A 19,048-nucleotide genomic window follows, 5' to 3' on the forward strand; every position below is an offset into this window, starting at 1 on the left:
AAAGGCATGATTAAAATGTGTGATCTTCCGCGTTATGCGGACGCAGATATGGAAGAAATCAAAAAAATGAAAGAGGCCCACACGGTTCTCAATCAGGTTACATATGAGCCAAAGCCGCTGTATCATGGATATACGGATAAGCGCCTTCGAATCAATGTGACAGATAACACCATCGATATGATCGACATTCCTCAGGAGGTCAAAGAAAAATTTACCGGCGGCAAAGGTTATTGCCTGCGTTATCTGTGGGATGCAACGAATCCGGATACAAAGTGGAACTCTCCGGAAAATGCCATTACCATGTCGGCAGGACCGATTGCCGGAATTACGCAGTACGGCGGTACCGGAAAATGCCTGGTATGCAGCATTTCACCGATGACAGATATCCCGATTGATTCAAACGTCGGCGGATATTTTGGCCCATTCTTAAAATTCTCCGGATTTGATGTGATCGAGCTGACTGGAAAAGCGGAGGAAGACGTGATTATTGTCATCGATGGCAATAAGGGAACCGTTTCAATTGAAAAAGCACCGTTAGAGCATAAAGATGCACATGTACTGGGAGAAGAGCTGACAACCATGTATGCGGAGGATGACAATGATCGCAAAAACGTGGCGGTCGTATGTTCTGGTTCAGCGGCGGATCATTGCAACCTCTCTATGCTGAATTTTACATTCTATGATCCGAAGCGAAATGTAGTCCGCTTAAAACAGGCTGGACGTGGTGGTATCGGACGTGTCTTTGCGGACAAGCACATTAAAGCGCTGGTATGCCATTTTAAAGGTGTAAAAGCAAATCTGAACCATGTATATGATATCAGTATCTTGAACCGGGATGGCCTGAAATTCCATCGTGAGGTGGCGACACAGGATGACAAACAGAATTCAATGCGTAAATCCGGAACAGCATACTCCCTGCGTATCATGAGCGATTATGATATTCTGCCGACGCGCAATTATAAATATGGCGGAACGGATAAGATCGATGAGATGGCACCGGAGGTATGGAGAAATAAATGGCTGACCCAGGGCGGAGCGGACGGATGCTGGTATGGATGTTCGATGGCGTGTGCTAAAACAGCCGATCAGTTTGAATTAAAGACAGGTCCGTATAAGGGACATAAAGTATGTGTGGATGGTCCGGAGTATGAGACAGCAGCCGGTGTTGGTCCGAACTGCGGCGTAACCGATCCGCAGGTAATCCTGGAAGTGAATTTCTACTGTGATACATATGGCATTGATACGATTTCCTTTGGCACCATGACTGCCTTCCTGATGGAATGCTATGAAAATGGTATCCTGAATAAGGAGAGAACCGGCGGTCTGGAGCTTGTATGGGGCAATGCAGAGGCGGAGCTGGAGCTGCTGCACCAGATGGCGCGAAACGAAGGCTTTGGCAAGATTGCGGCACTGGGAAGCCACAAGCAGAAAGAGTATTTTGCAGCGCAGGGCTGGGGCGATATGGATTTCATGAATGATATTGCGATGGAACAGAAGGGACTTGAATATTCAGAGTATGCTTCCAAAGAATCCCTGGCGCAGCAGGGCGGCTATGGTCTGACCAATAAGGGACCGCAGCATGATGAGGCATGGCTGATTTTCATGGATCAGGTAAATAACCAGATCCCTACCTTTGAGGATAAGGCGGAGGCGCTGTATTACTATCCGATGTTTAGAACCTGGTTTGGTCTTCTGGGACTTTGCAAGCTGCCGTGGAATGATATTGTACCGGCTGACAACAGCCTGACCGATGAACCGGCGAAGGTACCGGAGCACGTAGATAACTATCTGGATCTTTATTATGGTGTTACTGGGGTCAAGATTGATAGGGATGAGATGATTAAAATGTCCGAGCGTGTCTACAATTTCCAGCGTGTTTTCAACATTCGTCTGGGCAAGGGACTGCGTGCGAACGACGCGATTCCATACCGCTCCCAGGGACCGGTTACGGAAGAAGAATATCTGTCTCGTCAGGAACGCTACGATGGTCAGCTGGTAGAGCTGGTTGGTTTTACAAAAGAAGAAGTCGAAAAAATGTCCTTAAAGGAAAAGATGGCTGCGACCAGGAAGCACAGAGAAGGGGAATATGAGAAGCTGATTGATGCGGTATATCCGAAGCGCGGCTGGAATTTAAACGGCGTTCCGACAATTGCACATCTGAAAGAGCTTGGCATGGATCTTCCGGAGCTTTTGGAAGTAGTTGAGCCGCTTCAGTAAGACTATTCATTAATACGTTGCAGAAGGGAAGTGGATATAATGGTACTGAATAACCGTCCATATCCGGACTGGCATGAAGGACTGACAATCAGGGGTGTGATGGAACACATGAAATTTACCTGGCCCAAGCTGGTCGTGAAGGTAAATGGGCAGCTGGTCTGGCCAGAAGACTATGATAAAGTAACACTTGAAGAAGCAGATGATTTGAAGATTTATCATTTACTGGGGGGCGGTTGATTCAGAAAGGAGACGCTGGTTTGGAGATAGACAAAGAACGCTATAAAAGAAATATTCTCCTGCCGGAGGTAGGAGAAGAAGGACAGAAAAAGCTGGCGGAAAGCCGGGTGCTGGTAGTCGGGGCGGGGGGACTTGGATCTCCCGTCAGCCTCTATCTGGCAGCAGCAGGAGTCGGTACGATCGGGATTGCTGATTTTGACCGGGTGGATATCAGCAATCTGCAGCGGCAAATCCTTTACCGGGAACAGGACATTGGAAAAGCAAAAGCAGAACTGGCGGCGGAGCAGCTTCAGAGCCGGAACCATTCGGTGCAGGTAGAATTATACCCAGAGGGGATTACAGCTGAAAATGCAGAAGAAATTCTTGCAAAGTTTGATGTGATTGTGGATGCTTCGGATAATTTTCCAACCCGCTATCTGCTGAGTGACACATGTATGAAGCTGGGAAAGCCGGATGTATATGGAGCTATCTGTGAATTTGCGGGACAGGTTACCGTGTTCGCATCGAACGGACCATGTCTGCGTTGTCTCTGTCCGGAGGCAGAGGACCCATCCGGAAACCCGAATTCGGCTGCTTATGGTGTGCTTGGCGTGATTCCCGGCATGATCGGGTGTATGCAGGCGGCAGAAGTATTGAAGCTTCTTTTGGGCAAGGGAGAGCCGCTGATTGGAAAAATGCTGTTCATTGATGCCAAAACGTGGTCCACGGATCTGATAGAAGTTCCGGTGCATCCCCAGTGCAGCTGCCATACACATACCAAAGTTCACCGGACGTGAAAACGATATTAAAAATAGACACTATGAACAATCTCTTTACTTCACAGGAAAAGAATGATAAAATAAATTAAATTGTCGAAAGCAGATGAGGAAGATTATCCACTCTGCTTTCGGCTGGATTCAGGTAAACAAAAAGGTAAATTAGATGATCAGGAATGTTTCCCTGAAATTACGATTATTGAGAAGTTAAGAGGTAAAAGGCAAATGGCGAAGGGTAATAACACAAAAGCAAAAATTGCCCGTGTTGCATGGAAATTGTTTCATGAGAAGGGATATGAGGAGACGACGATCGATGAGATTATCCTGCAGTCTGGAACATCAAAGGGAAGCTTCTATCATTATTATAGTGGAAAGGATGAGCTTCTGGCATCTCTCCCAGAGATCTTTGATGCAAAGTATGAAGAGGTAATGCAGGCGCTGGATCCGGAGATGGACAGCTTTGACAAGCTTATGACGCTCTGCTTCAGTGTACATGATCTGATAGAGTCGGATATCCCGGTAGGGCTTCTGGCGTCACTCTATTCCTCACAGGTGGTGACAAAGGGGGATAAGCATCTTTTAAACCAGAACCGTTTTTACTATAAGATGGTAAATCAGCTGGTCGATGAGGGGCAGCGCCGGGGGCAGATTACCCGCAGTATGCCATATTACGAGATTGCACATATGTATGCACTCTGCGAGAGGGCAATCATCTATGATTACTGCATTTCAGACGGTGGCTATGCGCTTGGAGAGTATACAAGAAAGACAATGCCTCTGCTGTTCGGCGGAGTGCGTGTAAAGCAGGAAGTCAAATAAAAAAGCAGACGGAAAATGCTTCTTAGGGGTATTTTCTGTCTGCTTTTGTGCGTGATAGCCGCGTACAGATCAGGATAGCATTGAGTACCTTTAAAATAAAGGAACCTGGGACGGGAAAATGCAGCTTAAGAAAGGAAGAATGCCAGATGGAACGAGAAAATCAGGAGTACATAAGCATTGTGAATGCAACGGAAAACAACTTGAAACATGTGTCGTTGAAAATTCCGAAAAAGAAAATCACGGTTTTTACCGGTGTGTCCGGTTCGGGCAAATCATCGCTCTGCCTTGATACGATTGCGGCAGAGTCGCGGCGGGAGCTGAATGTGACATTTCCAAGCTTTGTCCAGCAGTTTCTGCCGAAATATGGTCGTCCGGAGGTTGAGCGCATGGAGAATCTTCCGGTCACGATCGTGATCGATCAGAAAAAGCCGGTGGCAAACTCCCGCTCAACGGTCGGCACATACACCGATATCTATGCGCTGCTGCGCCTGCTCTTCTCACGTGTGGGCAAACCGTTTGTCGGCTATTCGGACAGCTTTTCCTTCAACCATCCGAGCGGCAAGTGTGAGCGCTGTGAGGGCCTGGGCGTTGTGACGGAGCTGGACATCCACAAGCTGGTGGATTTTGATAAATGCCTAAACGATGAGGGCGTTATCCAGTGGCCGGCGTTCACGACCGGTGCATGGCGGTGGAAGCGGTACGCGTACAGCGGTCTGTTTGATTTGGACAAGAAGATCAAGGATTATTCGAAGGAGGAGATGGATTTATTTCTCTATTCGCCGCAGATCCGCCTGAAAAACCCGCCGGCAAATTGGCCGAAATCCGCGAAGTATGAGGGCATTTATCCGCGTATGTACCGCAGTATCATTACATCTAAGGAAGGACAGCTTCATAAGAAAGAGCTGGATCGCATTGTCAGCACCTTTACGTGTCCGGAGTGCCACGGGGCGAGGCTGAATGCGAAGATCCGGAGCTGCCTGATTAACGGAAAAAATATCTGCGAGGTTTCGGATATGCCGATCCCGGAGGCGGCAGAGTTTATCCGCCGGATCGATGATCCGCTGGCGCGCGATATCAAGACCGAGATCCTGAAGCGGATGAATGCGCTGATTGAGATCGGACTCAGCTATCTTTCTTTAAGCCGTGGAACCGACACTCTCTCCGGCGGCGAGGCGCAGCGTATCAAGATCGCGCGTTACATCAATTCTCCGCTTACCGATATGATGTATGTGCTTGATGAGCCAAGCGTCGGACTGCATTCGCGCGATATCCAGAATCTTAAAAATTCGCTGATCAAGCTGAAAGAGCACGGAAATACCGTGATGATTGTGGAACACCACCGGGAAGTCATTGCGCTGGCGGATCACATTGTGGATATGGGACCGGAAGCGGGCATAAACGGTGGACAGATCATGTATCAGGGAAGCTACGAGAACCTTTTGAAAGCGGACACTGTGACCGGGCGGATGCTGCGGACGAAAACGCCGATGAAGATGGAGTACCGCAAGCCGACCGGATGGTATCAGGTCGAGCACGCGAAGCTTCATAACTTAAAAGATCTGAGCGTAAAGCTGCCGCTTGGCGTGATGACGGTCATCGCCGGTGTGGCTGGTTCGGGAAAAAGCTCCCTGATGGAATATTTTACGAGCCAGTATCCAGGCGAGGTGATCTCGATCCGGCAGAAGGATATCGGTATCAATCTGCGTTCAACTCCGGCGACGTATCTGGATATCGCGGATGCGATCCGGGCGCTTTTTGCGAAAGCGAACCATGTCGCACAGGCATATTTCAGTTTCAATTCCAAGGGCGCCTGCCCGGCGTGTCAGGGTAAAGGTGTGATTATATCGGATATGGCATATATGGACTCGATCGAGACGGTCTGCGAGATCTGCCACGGAACGCGGTATTCGGAGGAAGTTCTGAAATATCAGTACAAGGGAAAGAATATTGCGGAAGTCATGGATATGACCGTCCGTCAGGCGATCCAGTTCTTTGAAGATGCGGATTTTGTGAAGAAACTCGATACGCTGGTACAGGTCGGACTCGGTTACCTGCATCTGAATCAGTCGATGACGACGCTTTCCGGCGGCGAGCTGCAGCGTGTGAAGCTGGCGAGCAAGCTGGATGAGCGGGGACAGATATTCATTCTGGATGAGCCGACCGACGGGCTTCATCTCGACGATATCCGCCGTCTGATGAAGCTTTTTAACCGGATGACCGATCAGGGCAATACGCTGTTTATCATCGAGCACAGCCTGGATGTGATGAAGGACGCCGATTATATTGTGGAGCTCGGACCGGGCGGCGGCCTCGCAGGCGGCGACCTGCTCTTTGCCGGGACGCCGAAGGAGATGCTGGAAGCGGAGCGGAGTGTGACGCGGGAGTATCTGCGGGAGAGCTTATAAATAAAAAAATATCCCGAATGCATCGGAACGTACATTCGGGATATTTTTAACAACACTCAATCAATTCGTTCAAATACCATGGTAGCTTGAAAGATATTTCTTCGCATCCTTAAAAAACGCCGCCACGATCAGGAGAATGATAAACGCGATCGGAAATGCTGCAATGATGGACACGGTCTGCAGGTTTGCCATTGAATTATCACTGAAAATGAGGACCATCGGCAGTAGAATCAGGCTCAGGGACCAGAAGGTTTTGATCGCCATGTGCGGTTCGTCCTCGCTTGTCAGGTTCTTGTAGGAGTAGGCGGAGGCAACCAGTACGATCGCGTCAAAGCTGGTGGCATAGAAGGCGATCATCGCCGCCGCGAGCAGAACGAGAACCATCGGGGCGAGCGGAAGCGTGCGGATGATGGCAGTGATTGTGGAATAGAGGTCGCCACTGGCGGCATAAAGCCCCATGACATCCAGTTTTCCGAACACCTGGAGTCCCAGGCTGTAGTTTCCGAGGATAATAAAGCTCACAAACGTGCCGCCAAGCCCGAACACGTAGCCGCCGAGGATTGTCTGCCGGATCGTACGTCCACGAGAGATGGTTCCGATGAAGAACGGGGCAGCGACGCACCAGACCATCCAGTATGCCCAGTAGAACATTGTCCATGTCTGCGGAAATGAGGTGGTGCGCTGTGGGTCGGTGTAGGTGGACAGTCCGATAAAGTTCTGTACCAGATTTCCGATGGAGGAAAAGCCGGTTTCGATGATATAGCGAGCTTCACCGCCAAACAGCAGCACATACGCCAGAAGAGCGAAGAAGAGGTAGACGCAGGACGCCGCGAGCTTCTGGATGCCCTTCATGCCACGCACGACGGAAACGGTATATACCAGGCAGGTGACTGCCAGAATCGCGATGGTGATGAGGCGGGTGTCGCCGAATCCGAAGAGTTCGGAGACGATCTGGCTCATCAGAGGGGTCGCCAGCGTAAAAGTCGTGGTTGTGCCGGCCAGCAGTGCGAAGACCGCCATCAGATCAATCAGGGTTCCGGCAAGCCCGTCTGTGTGTTTTCCGAGGATCGGGCGGCAGGCTTCGGAGTATTTCTGTTTATGGCAGCCGCGCACATGAAGCATGAAGCCAAAGGCAGCGGCGAGCACGACATAGAAGCCCCACGGGATCGGACCCCAGTGAAAGAGCGGGTATGTGCTCGCCCAGTCCTGAATACTGCCCATTTCTGCCAGATGCGGGTCATTGGCGTAGAGAACCCACTCACACAGGGAGTAAAAGAGAATGTCCGCCGCAAGTCCGGAGGTAAACATCATCGAACCCCAGGCAAAATTGGAATAGAGCGGCTTCTCATCCGGTTTTCCGAGCCGGATGGTTCCGTAGCGGGAAAAGGCGATGTAGATTGACAGAAGAAAAATGCCGAGTCCGATGGCAAGGTAGCCGACACCGAAGTTTTCCCCGAGAAAGCTCCGGAGATTTTCCAACACTGCCTTGGATGCATCTGGCGCAGCCAGAAAGCAGAGACAGAGTATTATAATAAGAAGAAATGGGACGACCATCGTGGTCAAGTCCAGGCGTTTTGGCTCTGGCGCTGTTTGGGATTGTGGATTTTGCATGGGAAACCTCCTTTTAAATCATTTGTAAAAATGAGGATTTTTGCAAATGGTTCATGTTCATTTTTTGATAAATAAATTAAATATTGAACACATTATAGCATTGGGTGGAAAAAAAATCAATGAAAAATTTGGGAAAAAATAGAGAAACAAGGAAATAGATGTTACCGGTTCACGGGTAGGCACTTTTGGAACCGAAAGTGCCGTAAGAAAACGTGGTGGCAGCAGGAATTTGCCGTATTGAAATGCGAAGCCACGGCAAATTCCGTTACTGGGCACGTATGCGTGAACAGTAACGAATAGATGGAAAAATGTATGGGAGGCGGCAATGGAAAAATCCTGCCGCCTCCCTACTGCTCAATCTGCACATCAAATCCCAGTCCGCGCAGCATATTCGCATAATTCTCCATATCCTGGCCGGAGAAGGTCTGCTCGCGGGCAAGCGTCGGAGATTGCGTGTATTTTTCATATTTAATGATCCCCAGATTTGAATAGGAGAGCAGAATTACATGTCTGATGTGGTGCTCAGACAAAAGGTGGGCATACCTGCGGGCATCGATGAGCGTGTCGTTGATGCCGGGGGTAATGGTAATGCGGACCGCCACTTTTTTTCCGATAGAGATGGCAAAGTCCAGATTTTCCAGAATCGAATGATTTGAGACACCGGTGAACTGGATATATTTCTTTTCAGAATAATGTTTTAAATCGATGATAATCATGTCCGCGTTGGCGATGAAGCGGGAGAAAGCCAGCGGTTTGGCGAAAGCGGTCGTCTCAATCGCGGTGCGGATGCCGTGTTCTTTACATTTTTTTAGGACAGCGGTGGCTGCTTCCGGCTGCATCAGCGGATCGCCGCCGGAGAGAATGACGCCGCCATTTCCATAGAGCTCCTGGTCGGCAAGAATTTTTTCCATGATTTCATCCATATCCATCATCTGACCGACGAAATGAAGCATCCGGGACGGACAGTGATCCGTACAGGCACGGCAGAATGTACAGGTGTCCGGGGTAAAGGTGAGACGGTTGTCTGAAAATGCCAGACTTCCGGTGGGACATTCGCTGACACAGAGATTGCAGTAGAGACAGTGCTTGCTGTCCCAGAGAATCCGGGTCGGGCGCTCATGCGCCTGCGGTGTTGAACACCAGACACAGCGCAGGGGGCATCCTTTAAAATAAATCGTAGTTCGCAGCCCGGAACCGTCAGCCAATTCATTTCGTTTGATTTTAAATATATTCGCCTGCATGAATACAATACTCCTGAAAATCCTTCTGATATTTATAAAACACGATAAGACATTGAGTATTCCAGCACGGGATGGCACCGGAATTTCCGAATGGATTCGTAATACATCTGAATGCAAAATACAGGCTAACTATAGCATAAAGAAGATAAAAAGTAAATGAGACAGTTTCTCCAATTTGCTGCTTGATTTTTTTACAAAGATTTGACAAAAAAACGGGAATAAATTTTACAAATAAGCGTTATAATAAAACAGGTTCGAGAGAGAATATGTGTGAACGCTGCGAAAGAGCAGGTTATACAGCGGCAGATTTGCCAACTGGCACATATCGAAAAAAAAACCACGAAGGAATACCGCGAGAGATCGGGCGGCTGGCTTAAAATGAAGCGCGAAAACAGCTGCAGGAAAAAGATGGAAGATGGCGGGGAAGATATGGAATTGAAATATGAACTCTGGAAAGAGAGTATAGTTCAAGAGAAAGTTATATGTGAATGTAGGAAGCGTCTGTCGGGATATCGGCGGGCGGTTTTTTGTGTAATAGGAAATTCCTTGGAATCCCCTATTACACAAAAAGGCACTAACGTGAAATTACAGTATTATACATAATTTCTATACACAAAAGAGGTATTTGTTTATGTTATGAGCACAGGCTTACAACACTTATTAATAAGAATTAATATAAGGTACTTTTAACGAAAAATTTGCGGAAAATCACGCTTACAACGTGAAAAACACGGTTGTATTTAGGAAATAAACTTGTTATAATGAGTGGCTGAAATGGAAAATGTAAAACAAAAAAGAAAAAAGTTGGGAGGTTACGAAGGTGAAAAGATTGAGTGCGTTTTGCGCGAGCCTGGGATTATTTTTGATGGCAAATCCGATGACGGCTCTGGCAGCAGAACAGGAAGGCGGTGCATCGGCATCCTCTGTGCCGCTCTGGATGTGTATTCCATTTGCGGGACTGCTTCTCTGTATTGCGATTCTGCCGCTTGTGAAGGCAGAATGGTGGGAAGAGCACCAGCCTCATGCGGTTGCTCTTTGGTCAATTCTTTTTATCATTCCGTTTGCGATGCGTTACAGTGCGGGGACAGCACTGGAAACGGTTCTGGAATGCCTGGTCAATGACTATTTGACCTTTATTATTTTGTTATTTGGACTTTTCTGCGTTGCCGGTAATATCACGATGTCCGGTGACCTGGCAGGTTCTCCGCGTGTCAATGTAGGACTACTGGCACTGGGAACCCTGCTTTCAAGCTGGATCGGTACGACCGGTGCCAGTATGCTGATGATTCGTCCGGTTGTCAAGATGAATGCATGGAGAAAGAAGAAACGTCATATCATTATCTTCTTTATTTTCCTTGTATCCAACATCGGCGGATGTCTGACCCCGATCGGTGACCCGCCTCTGCTGATGGGCTTCATGCGCGGCGTACCGTTCTTCTGGAGCTTACATCTGGCGCCGATCTTATTCTTCAATATGCTGGTGCTGTTGACAATCTTCTATTTTATTGATAAGAGGGCATATCGTCAGGATATCGCGAGCGGTCTGAAACCGGATATCAGCAAACCGGGTACCGAAGTAAAGCTGCGCGGCGCGCACAACCTGATTTTCCTGGTTATGATCGTGGCAGCCGTTATTTTAAGCGGTACCTTACCGTCCATGCCGCAGTTCCAGGATGCAGCCGGAAAGGTGCTTGGCATCCATCTGTTTGGAGAGGTAGAATTAAGCTATCCGGCCATCATTGAGATTGTGATCATTCTGGTGGCGGCCTTCCTGTCCTTCAAGACCACGAAGGTTGAGATCCGCCGTGAGAACCACTTTACCTGGGGCGCGATTCAGGAGGTTGCGGTTCTGTTTATCGGTATTTTCATCACGATGCAGCCAGCCCTGATGATTCTGAAAGCAAATGGCGCGAATCTGGGCATCTCCGAGCCGTTTGAAATGTTCTGGGCGACCGGTCTGCTGTCCAGCTTCCTGGATAACACGCCGACCTATCTGGTATTTTTAACAACGGCAGGTGCGCTTGGATTTACGGAGGGCATGGTGACGACGTTAGGAACGGTTCCGATCAAGATGCTGATGGCGATCTCCTGTGGTGCGGTATTTATGGGTGCGAACACCTACATCGGAAATGCACCGAACTTCATGGTTAAGTCGATTGCGGATGAAAACGGTGTGCGTATGCCGTCCTTCTTCGGATATCTGCTCTGGTCGTTCGGTATTCTGGTTCCGGTCTTTGCACTTGATATGCTGTTATTCTTTTTATAGGGGGTGAGTGACGATGAGCAACAATCAGGAACATACCAATACAGATAATATGGAAAATCAGACGCAGCAGGCGCTTGAAAAGGACAGCGCCCAGTATGCGAATGAAGTAACGGGTGCGGAAAATGCAGCCGAAAAGGATTCAGCAGGGAAGAAGCCGGGCAGCACGGTGCCTGGAAGAGATGAAAAACGAATCCGTGAACTGGCGGAGAGTATTTACGATCTGGATGCGGAGGTTTATGCACAGTTAGGTTCTTCTCTGGGACGTGTTTTCAATCGTGACCGGAAGCGCTGCGTGGATGAGCTGACTCATCTGATGCTGACACGCCCGCAGGGTAACCTGGTTCGAAGTGAGATTGCCCTGATCGGAAACATGGCGCGTACCATCGAGAATAAGGAAGAGCGGAAGCTCGTCATGACCGAGTACAACCGGATTCTGACCGAAGTCATGAGTCTGCCGACCAGTTTCGCGAGCGGCGACGTTATCAACGCAGAGCTGGCGAAGCTGAATACATTTAACCTGAAAAACCGTTTCTCCGAAAATGACCACCTGATCGTATGTATCAGCTGGACCTACGGAAGCGGCGGTGTAAATATCGGATTTAAGCTGGCAGATAAGCTGAAAATCAATTTCTACGACGCGGAGATCTTTGAAGCGGTTCTGAAACGTCTCGAGGCTCAGAAGGATTCTATACAGGATTCTGTCAGCTACGGAATCAAGCCGGGAATCAAGAAAGAGCCGGCGCACGATCAGGATGCCAATGTAAACCCGAGTGAGGCATTCATCCCGGAGCGCCATCTGACCCTGCGCCAGCGCATGCGCGAGTTCAGCCGTTTCCACGGACTGCCGAAGCGTGATGCGGTCTTCTTCAACGAGAGCGACCTTCTGGTTGACATGGCGAAGAAGGAAGATTTTGTTATTCTGGGACGATGCGGAGATGCCATCATGGCAAATAACAACATCCCGCATATCAGTATCTACATCACGGCGCCGTTTGAGCAGCGTATCAAACGTGCGATGGAGATTGACAGCTCCCTGACGGTCAAGCAGGCACGCCATATGTTAAAGCATCTGGATCATGTCCACAGCCAGTACTATCATTACTATACAAACCGAAACTGGGGACATTCCAACAACTATGATCTCTGTATCAACAGTGCCAGCTACGGTATCGATGGAACCGTGGATTTCATCTATCGGATGATCACGGCACGGGAAGAGGATAAATAAGAGAACGGCTGAAGATGATGGGAGTCAGCGAAAGACAACAGACGCTGCTCCCAGATTCTTCGGTCGTTTTTTTACATTTATAGTTTACTGCCAATAGGATGTATAACTAAAAAGATTCAGAATTTTTGCAGCGGAATACTTGCAAATTTGAGGGAAAGCCAGTATACTAGGTACCATATCACAGGGAAGTCCTTCGAAAGCGGGAGATTGGAAGAGGCATCCTTCTCGAAAGGAGAAATAAATTATGGAAGAAAGAATTATGCGCCGCGTAGCGGATTCAGCTGTTATCCAGACACAGCTTGTATTAAATAGTCACTTAAATGGTGCTGGTCGTTTGTTTGGCGGTCAGCTGATGGAATGGATCGACGTTGTAGCGACCGTTGTTGCGCGCCGCCACGCGCACTGCAATCCGACAACTGCATCGGTTGATAACCTGCAGTTCAAAGAGGCAGTCCACCTGAACAATACCCTGATTATCGAGGGTAAGCTGACTTACGTTGGAAGAACCTCCATGGAAGTGCGTGTCGATACATTCGTAGAGTCTTTAAGCGGCGCGCGTAAACTGGTTAATACCGCTTATGTGGTTATGGTAGCGCTGGATGAAAACGAGCATCCGATGGAAGTTCCGGGACTGCTTGTCGAGACCGATGAGGAGAAGGCAGAGTGGGAAGCTGGCGTGAAGAGAAACGACTTGCGGAAACACCGCCGTGCGGAGAACTACTAATCGGCAGTGTTTTTGTTTGGGAAAGGGAATTCGCATAAATCGGAAACAGATGTAATAAGATGTAAAAAACGTTCTCAGGGGAACTCCCATGAAGGAATATATCGAGGAACGGGCGGTTGCGATCGCTAATTACATCATAGACTACAATGCGACAGTGCGGCAGGCGGCCCGGAAATTTGGGATCAGTAAATCTACCGTGCATACGGTTGTACCAATAAGGAACATATTATTTGGATTATTCGATAAAAGTAAAAAAGGGGCAGAAACCTTAATTGTAGAGGTTTCTGCCCCTGCTCTGTTTTATTTAAAATAATAGTTCTTTTGAAGTTTTATATAACTTCCATCATCACATATAAGATATAATTCGTCTTTCAAACGTCCAAACTCATCTGGAGGAACACAATATTCCTGAGTATATCCATAAGATACAGAGTGTGAGCGACTGCTTATTGTAGTAGACTTAGTTTCAACTTCCTGTTTTCCAATTATATCAGAAAAGTAGCGCTGACTGTCTGGATCTGTGATTCCTAAAATCACTTTATAGCGGATATTATTTAAGATGGAATCCCGTATTTTTGCCCCATATAATATGTCTAAATCAAGGAGGGATTGGGTTAGAATCATAAGCCGCACATTCTTTTTCCTGTATTTACGGACGGCATTCAAGATATCAGAAGCGCCAATTCGTAAGGATGCAAATTCATCAAGCACGAATAAAATCGTGGTTTTTTCCTGATTTTTCCGGGCAGCGCAAAAATCAAATGCTTGAGCGCTGACAATGCCAAGGAAAGAACCATATATATCTGTTTTGGAATCAGGAATACATAAGAAAATCGAATGATCCTTTAATAATTGGGGCGTGACACATAATTCATTTTCTTTAGGACGTCGCACAGCATTAGCCATTCGAAAATTATTTGCATATAGAGAAATATAATGATCGGCACATTGCTTACATCCGGCGGAATTTTTTTCGTTTGCTCCAGAAAAACTGCTTATGTATCGGATGGCATTTTCATTATTGGTTCGGACTATGTCGTATAATAATGTTTTATAGTCAAGAGAGACTATTTTTTTGCAGATGGGAACGAAATCCAGTCCTTCATGGTAAAATGCGATCAAAGAGCCAATCAGCATTTTTCTACCGTTGTTAAGAAAAAATGCACCTGCATCGTCAGAACTGTTGGTTTCAGGCATAATTAGAAAGCCTAGTTTTTCTAATAATTCGTTTTGGATATTATAGTCGTTTTCCATATCAACTGCGTAAAACACATTATATGGCGTTGTGGCTGGGTTTTCGATATCAAAGATAATTTTCTTAGGGATCGCACAATTACTTGATATATCCCCCGAAATATCGATGCAGAAACACGTCCCTCGGCTTGGATCCTTGCAGGAAGAGCGAATCGAGGGGATAGCTAAGGCGCTGGTTTTTCCAGCCCCGGAAGAAGCACAACAAAAGACGTGACATTCATCTTCTATCGGGCTAGAATAGAATTTGTTTTTTCGCCGTCCAAAGATGATTCCATTCGTTTTGCTGAGTGAAGCAATGTGTAAATGCGGTGGGACGCGGGCATTTTTTTGTTTTTCCTTTTTTAGGGATGATTTCAAGTGTTCCTGATAGAGCCACAATAAGATAAACAAAGCTATAAGCGAAATATATTTGATTTTTTCAATAAGAGTCATATTAAAAAGTAAAGCTCCTTTCATAAGAATAAGTCAGAGAATCGCGTTTCAGTTCTTTTACTATCCGATTTCCTCCTGATTTATTTGTTATACCGGAATACACTGTTGCCCGAATAGGTTCCCCATTTTTGTCACAGGATTGATTAATAAAACGTTGTAAATCCTGATGGAAATTTCGTAAATCCTGACGATTGAGTATTTTCTTGGCACAAATATGCAAAGCGCCTTCCTTATTTGGTGCGGCAGGAATGAAAGAATAGTGAAGATGAGGACGCGAAGTCTTTAGTTGCCCCGTTTTCGAATCGATAAAGGTGTGGATCTCATCGTAATGAACGATTGCCTGTAATTCGTTTTCGGGCAAATAACGCTTCTTCAAAAATTTATGACAGCACCGAAAAAAATCTGCTTCTTGGCTTGGAGCTAAATCATCGGGCGCGGTAATAATCCAACTAGCCATCTTGATAATATCAGGACGGTTCATACATTTGTATTCTTGTACATGCTGTTTGAAATAATCGTAATCAGTGCAGGTGCGTTCCGGCGATAATCGATAGTTTAAATTAGATTTTTCAGAATCAATATCGGGATTGCTGTGAGAACGTGCTGTTCGTTCGTTATGCTTTAACATCGCGTACACGGCAGATTGAGTATATTTATCCATAGAAGCCATATAAAGATAATCTCCTTTCATTTAGTTATTCGTTGTTTTTTCTGGTCTGGTATACCAGATATACCAAATGTTTCACATTTAGTACCGGATGCGTTGCATCCTTATCTGGCTGAGAGGGTTTCACCCCTCAGACTCCCCTGCAAAGGTCGGTCTCTACGACCTCCCAATGCAAAAAAAAGCGGCCGTTAAAGGCCGCAAAATGGTGCTTGCTGAAAGTTATTTTAAATGCTTTAAATTCGGATCCATTTCAAAAATATCCAGAAGCACTCGATAAGCCCAAGTGAAATTTTCAAGCTTCTTCCAATTTTCCAAGAAGAAATTCAGAATGTCTTGATACGTGTTCAAAGAGTATGTGGGATTCGCTATATTTGTACAAATGTCCATACATTTTCGAAAATGTGGGTAGCGGAAATGTTTTAAATCAATTGTTTCATTTGAAACACATCGGGACAAAAAATAGATTAAGTCCAGAGTTTTATGTGCTTTTCGGGCTTCAAGGGTTCCGCTACAAAGTTCCAAAACGTTCAAAATATCGTTTCTTTTGAATTTCATTATAAATATTCTCCTTTCCAAATTATGGATTTACGCTGTAAAAATAATAGTTACACATATAATATGTAAGATTTGAAATGAAAAAAGGGGAAAAAGTGAGAAAAATTAGATTGAAATGCAATCTGAAATCAGGTATACTAAACTTGTGGTTTGCAATTTGAGGGAGTACAAAAACAAAGGAGAATTGGTTATGAGAAAGAATATGAAGAAATTAGCGGCAGCACTTCTCTCTATGGGAATGCTCCTGTCGATGAGCGTACCGGGATACGCAAATGTTACTTCCACAGAAAGACGCGGAACAACTACATATGTAAAAACAGATAATGCAGTAGAGAACTATCCGGCTTGGATTTGGCGCGATGGCGCGTGCTATTACTATGATGCCAGCGGACACATTCTGAAAAATACTACTACGCCGGACGGCTACACCGTCGATGGCGAAGGTCGCTGGACTGTGAATGGAGTCGTACAGAGCAATGGATTCGGAAATTACGTGGCTGATATTTCCGACTATGCAGGAAAAAATGATGATGAACTTTGGAAATCAATGAAACGAAAATTGGCTAAGGTTTATGAGGGAAGTATTCCGAGTGGATTATCGAATGCAACGGATCAGTGGACGTACTCTATTACAGACGATAACCAGAGTTATGATGTAGTAGCATATGATGTTGACAATAAAACAAGAGGAATTGGCGAATCATATGCAATCAAAGGATATTCGATGTATCCAAATGATGTGTTTACGGTTTGCCTTGGACGAGCATGGTCTGATATGGCATCGACTATGATAGATGCAGCGGGAACAGCACATTATAGTGATACTTCATTTGTTCACGAAAAAACATTAAAGACCGTACTTGGAAATAATGTTGGTGGAGAATTTTTCAATTATATTAAACCTTTTGCAGATCAGACAGCATCAGGATATGTTCCTGCAAAGGATGCAAATGGAAATTTAATTTATGGCACCTATCAATATGTTTCAGATGGAAAAGGTGACTTTAATCGTATTTTTGTAGAAGATGCAAATGGAACAGAATTTCGGATTGATGCTGTTTCAAATGCTGGAGATGGAATTAATACAGATTTACTTGATTTAAGTAATTGGCAGAATAGAACCACTGACTATGGAAGAGCGTTTTCTATTGGGACTTATGAAGGAACATTAACAATCCATTTTACGAAATAATGTATGATTAAGTCTCACACTTGAGAAATCAAGATACAGTGAGTGTTTATATAAGTTTTCAAAGAAGTCGTATGATTATTTCTATGATATAGCTTCTGGAACTCCTCGGTTATGCCGGGGAGTTTTTCTTTTTTATTAGATAAGTAGACAGTTCATTTTGGATTGTCTACTTTTTTAGTTCAATCTAAAATTTTCTTTTTCGATACTCAAATCTAAAACACTTTTGAAAATACATATAATAAGGTAAATTCCAAAATAATAATTTGAAATAAAAAGCGAACTCAAATCTTCTAAATCTAGCATATTATTTTTGTACCATTCCGAGCACCGTTTGGAAAACGTTGGTCTGCCCGTCTCCCAGACCAGCGGACAGGAGAAGCATTCTGTCCTCAAATGGAAAATTAGAATCCCCCTTTGCCAATCGATTCCCCGGTGGGGAATCCCTCTTTTTATCGCCAGCCATGTTCGTGCTCTTCTCTCCTATTCTGTTGATGCATTCTGAGTTCCTGTTTCTAGTCGGAGACGTATATTCTAAATTAAAAAATAGATTCCCACAAGGACAAGATAAATGCGCTATGGCGCATCCTTGCATGAATCTATCTTTTAATTTCAAACGAATATACCCGACGAAACAAAGAACTCAAAACGCATCAACAGAAAGGAGGAAAAAGCGAGGGGACGAGTATTGACGATAAAAATATATTCCCCTCAGAAACTGCAAAATCTAAAACGCATCAGAAAACGCAGATATTAGTCAAATGAAAAAGGAGAAAAGAAAATGGAAAATTTACACTTTATTGAAAAGAGAATGAAAAATCGAGAATTTATTTTGAAACATATCAGTATCGGGATTCAGAAAGAAAGTGAGGAAGCGGTTATTAAGAAGAACAGTGATTTTGATGGAATGGAGTTCTACTTATATATTAGTTGTTCGGTTGGAGTGGAAAAAAGAATACAGAAAAAAATTACAAGGAAGAATTTGGAAGAAATCAGATTGACAGAAATCGAAGCATGGAAAAAAGCCGATGAAAATCTTCAGAAACACACAATTATTAAGAATATAACTGATGTATTATCCGGTATATGCGGAAATGAATCTGACAGCCGAACACTCTGTGAACAGATGGATTTGGAGGATAACGGAATTGAGTTGTCAATACCGATGTATGTAATTAGTTCAGATTCAGGCTTATGGGGCGCGGGAGCGATTTATAACAAAGAAATGTTGGAAAGGTTCGTAGAATTACATAATGTGAAGAAGTTAGTGATTATTCCATCATCAATACACGAAATGATTTTAGTTCCATCTCCAGATTTTTTCGATGAAGAGGAATGGAATCAGATGGTATTCGAAATTAACCGGAGTGATGTGTCAGAATCAGATAGACTGACGGATCAAGTGTATGTAATGGAATTTTAAAGGTTTATTAATGTAGGGGGCATCC

General features: G+C 45.5%; 16 protein-coding genes. 12 read left to right on the plus strand and 4 right to left on the minus strand.

The window, feature by feature from the left end:
- Nucleotides 1-6 precede the first annotated feature (6 nt).
- The 5 genes from PG862_RS10390 (at nt 7) to PG862_RS10410 (ending at nt 6,433) form a co-directional block, all read left to right on the plus strand.
- Nucleotides 7-2,217 carry an aldehyde ferredoxin oxidoreductase family protein gene (locus PG862_RS10390; RefSeq protein WP_207663956.1) on the plus strand — a complete coding sequence of 737 codons (2,211 nt, stop codon included), beginning with the start codon at nt 7-9 and terminating at the stop codon, nt 2,215-2,217.
- Between the two features lie 39 nt (nt 2,218-2,256).
- Nucleotides 2,257-2,454: a sulfur carrier protein ThiS gene (gene thiS / locus PG862_RS10395; protein ID WP_022360324.1), complete on the plus strand. Its 198-nt coding sequence runs from the start codon at nt 2,257-2,259 to the stop codon at nt 2,452-2,454.
- 20 nt (nt 2,455-2,474) lie between these two features.
- Complete coding sequence (locus PG862_RS10400) at nt 2,475-3,230, plus strand: HesA/MoeB/ThiF family protein (RefSeq protein WP_270707315.1); 756 nt, start codon at nt 2,475-2,477, stop codon at nt 3,228-3,230.
- Nucleotides 3,231-3,434: 204 nt separating this feature from the next.
- Entirely contained in the window at nt 3,435-4,028 is a 594-nt protein-coding gene (locus PG862_RS10405) for a TetR/AcrR family transcriptional regulator (RefSeq protein WP_107001407.1), read from the plus strand.
- Between the two features lie 146 nt (nt 4,029-4,174).
- Nucleotides 4,175-6,433, plus strand: coding sequence for an excinuclease ABC subunit UvrA (locus tag PG862_RS10410; protein ID WP_270707317.1), 2,259 nt, complete (start codon nt 4,175-4,177; stop codon nt 6,431-6,433).
- Nucleotides 6,434-6,502: 69 nt separating this feature from the next.
- Here the strand turns inward: PG862_RS10410 and PG862_RS10415 are convergent, their stop codons facing one another.
- Both PG862_RS10415 and PG862_RS10420 read right to left on the minus strand, forming a co-directional pair.
- Nucleotides 6,503-8,044 (minus strand): BCCT family transporter, encoded by a 1,542-nt coding sequence (locus PG862_RS10415; RefSeq protein ID WP_270707319.1) that lies wholly within the window; start codon nt 8,042-8,044, stop codon nt 6,503-6,505.
- 347 nt (nt 8,045-8,391) lie between these two features.
- The gene (locus tag PG862_RS10420) at nt 8,392-9,285 is read right to left on the minus strand and encodes a glycyl-radical enzyme activating protein (RefSeq protein ID WP_270707320.1); all 894 of its coding nucleotides are present in this window, start codon (nt 9,283-9,285) and stop codon (nt 8,392-8,394) included.
- A 270-nt stretch (nt 9,286-9,555) separates the two neighbouring features.
- On the opposite strand from PG862_RS10420, the gene PG862_RS10425 reads away from it, so the two are divergent.
- The 5 genes from PG862_RS10425 to PG862_RS10445 all read left to right on the plus strand — a co-directional run bounded on the left by PG862_RS10425 (nt 9,556) and on the right by PG862_RS10445 (nt 13,816).
- Entirely contained in the window at nt 9,556-9,888 is a 333-nt protein-coding gene (locus tag PG862_RS10425; RefSeq protein WP_270707321.1) for a hypothetical protein, read from the plus strand.
- A 217-nt stretch (nt 9,889-10,105) separates the two neighbouring features.
- Nucleotides 10,106-11,551 (plus strand): sodium:proton antiporter, encoded by a 1,446-nt coding sequence (locus tag PG862_RS10430; RefSeq protein ID WP_227589679.1) that lies wholly within the window; start codon nt 10,106-10,108, stop codon nt 11,549-11,551.
- A gap of 13 nt (nt 11,552-11,564) precedes the next feature.
- Nucleotides 11,565-12,779, plus strand: a complete 1,215-nt coding sequence (locus PG862_RS10435; protein ID WP_022360314.1) for a cytidylate kinase-like family protein — start codon at nt 11,565-11,567, stop codon at nt 12,777-12,779.
- A 244-nt stretch (nt 12,780-13,023) separates the two neighbouring features.
- On the plus strand, nt 13,024-13,503 hold the full coding sequence (locus PG862_RS10440) for an acyl-CoA thioesterase (protein WP_107001412.1): 480 nt from the start codon (nt 13,024-13,026) through the stop codon (nt 13,501-13,503).
- Between the two features lie 88 nt (nt 13,504-13,591).
- Nucleotides 13,592-13,816 (plus strand): sporulation transcriptional regulator SpoIIID, encoded by a 225-nt coding sequence (locus PG862_RS10445; RefSeq protein ID WP_270707324.1) that lies wholly within the window; start codon nt 13,592-13,594, stop codon nt 13,814-13,816.
- On the opposite strand, the gene PG862_RS10450 is transcribed toward PG862_RS10445, so the two are convergent.
- Both PG862_RS10450 and PG862_RS10455 read right to left on the minus strand, forming a co-directional pair.
- Nucleotides 13,804-15,189, minus strand: a complete 1,386-nt coding sequence (locus PG862_RS10450) for a type IV secretory system conjugative DNA transfer family protein (protein WP_270707326.1) — start codon at nt 15,187-15,189, stop codon at nt 13,804-13,806. The genes PG862_RS10445 and PG862_RS10450 overlap by 13 nt on opposite strands.
- A 1-nt stretch (nt 15,190) precedes the next feature.
- Nucleotides 15,191-15,859 carry a plasmid recombination protein gene (locus tag PG862_RS10455; protein ID WP_270707327.1) on the minus strand — a complete coding sequence of 223 codons (669 nt, stop codon included), beginning with the start codon at nt 15,857-15,859 and terminating at the stop codon, nt 15,191-15,193.
- A gap of 742 nt (nt 15,860-16,601) precedes the next feature.
- Here PG862_RS10455 and PG862_RS10460 point away from each other — a divergent pair.
- Both PG862_RS10460 and PG862_RS10465 read left to right on the plus strand, forming a co-directional pair.
- Nucleotides 16,602-17,603, plus strand: a complete 1,002-nt coding sequence (locus PG862_RS10460; RefSeq protein ID WP_270707328.1) for a hypothetical protein — start codon at nt 16,602-16,604, stop codon at nt 17,601-17,603.
- A gap of 778 nt (nt 17,604-18,381) precedes the next feature.
- The gene (locus PG862_RS10465) at nt 18,382-19,023 is read left to right on the plus strand and encodes a DUF5688 family protein (RefSeq protein WP_270707329.1); all 642 of its coding nucleotides are present in this window, start codon (nt 18,382-18,384) and stop codon (nt 19,021-19,023) included.
- Nucleotides 19,024-19,048 lie beyond the last annotated feature (25 nt).

Origin of the sequence: Clostridium fessum (assembly GCF_027698965.1) — a bacterium.
Classification (GTDB): Bacteria; Bacillota; Clostridia; order Lachnospirales; family Lachnospiraceae; genus Otoolea; species Otoolea fessa.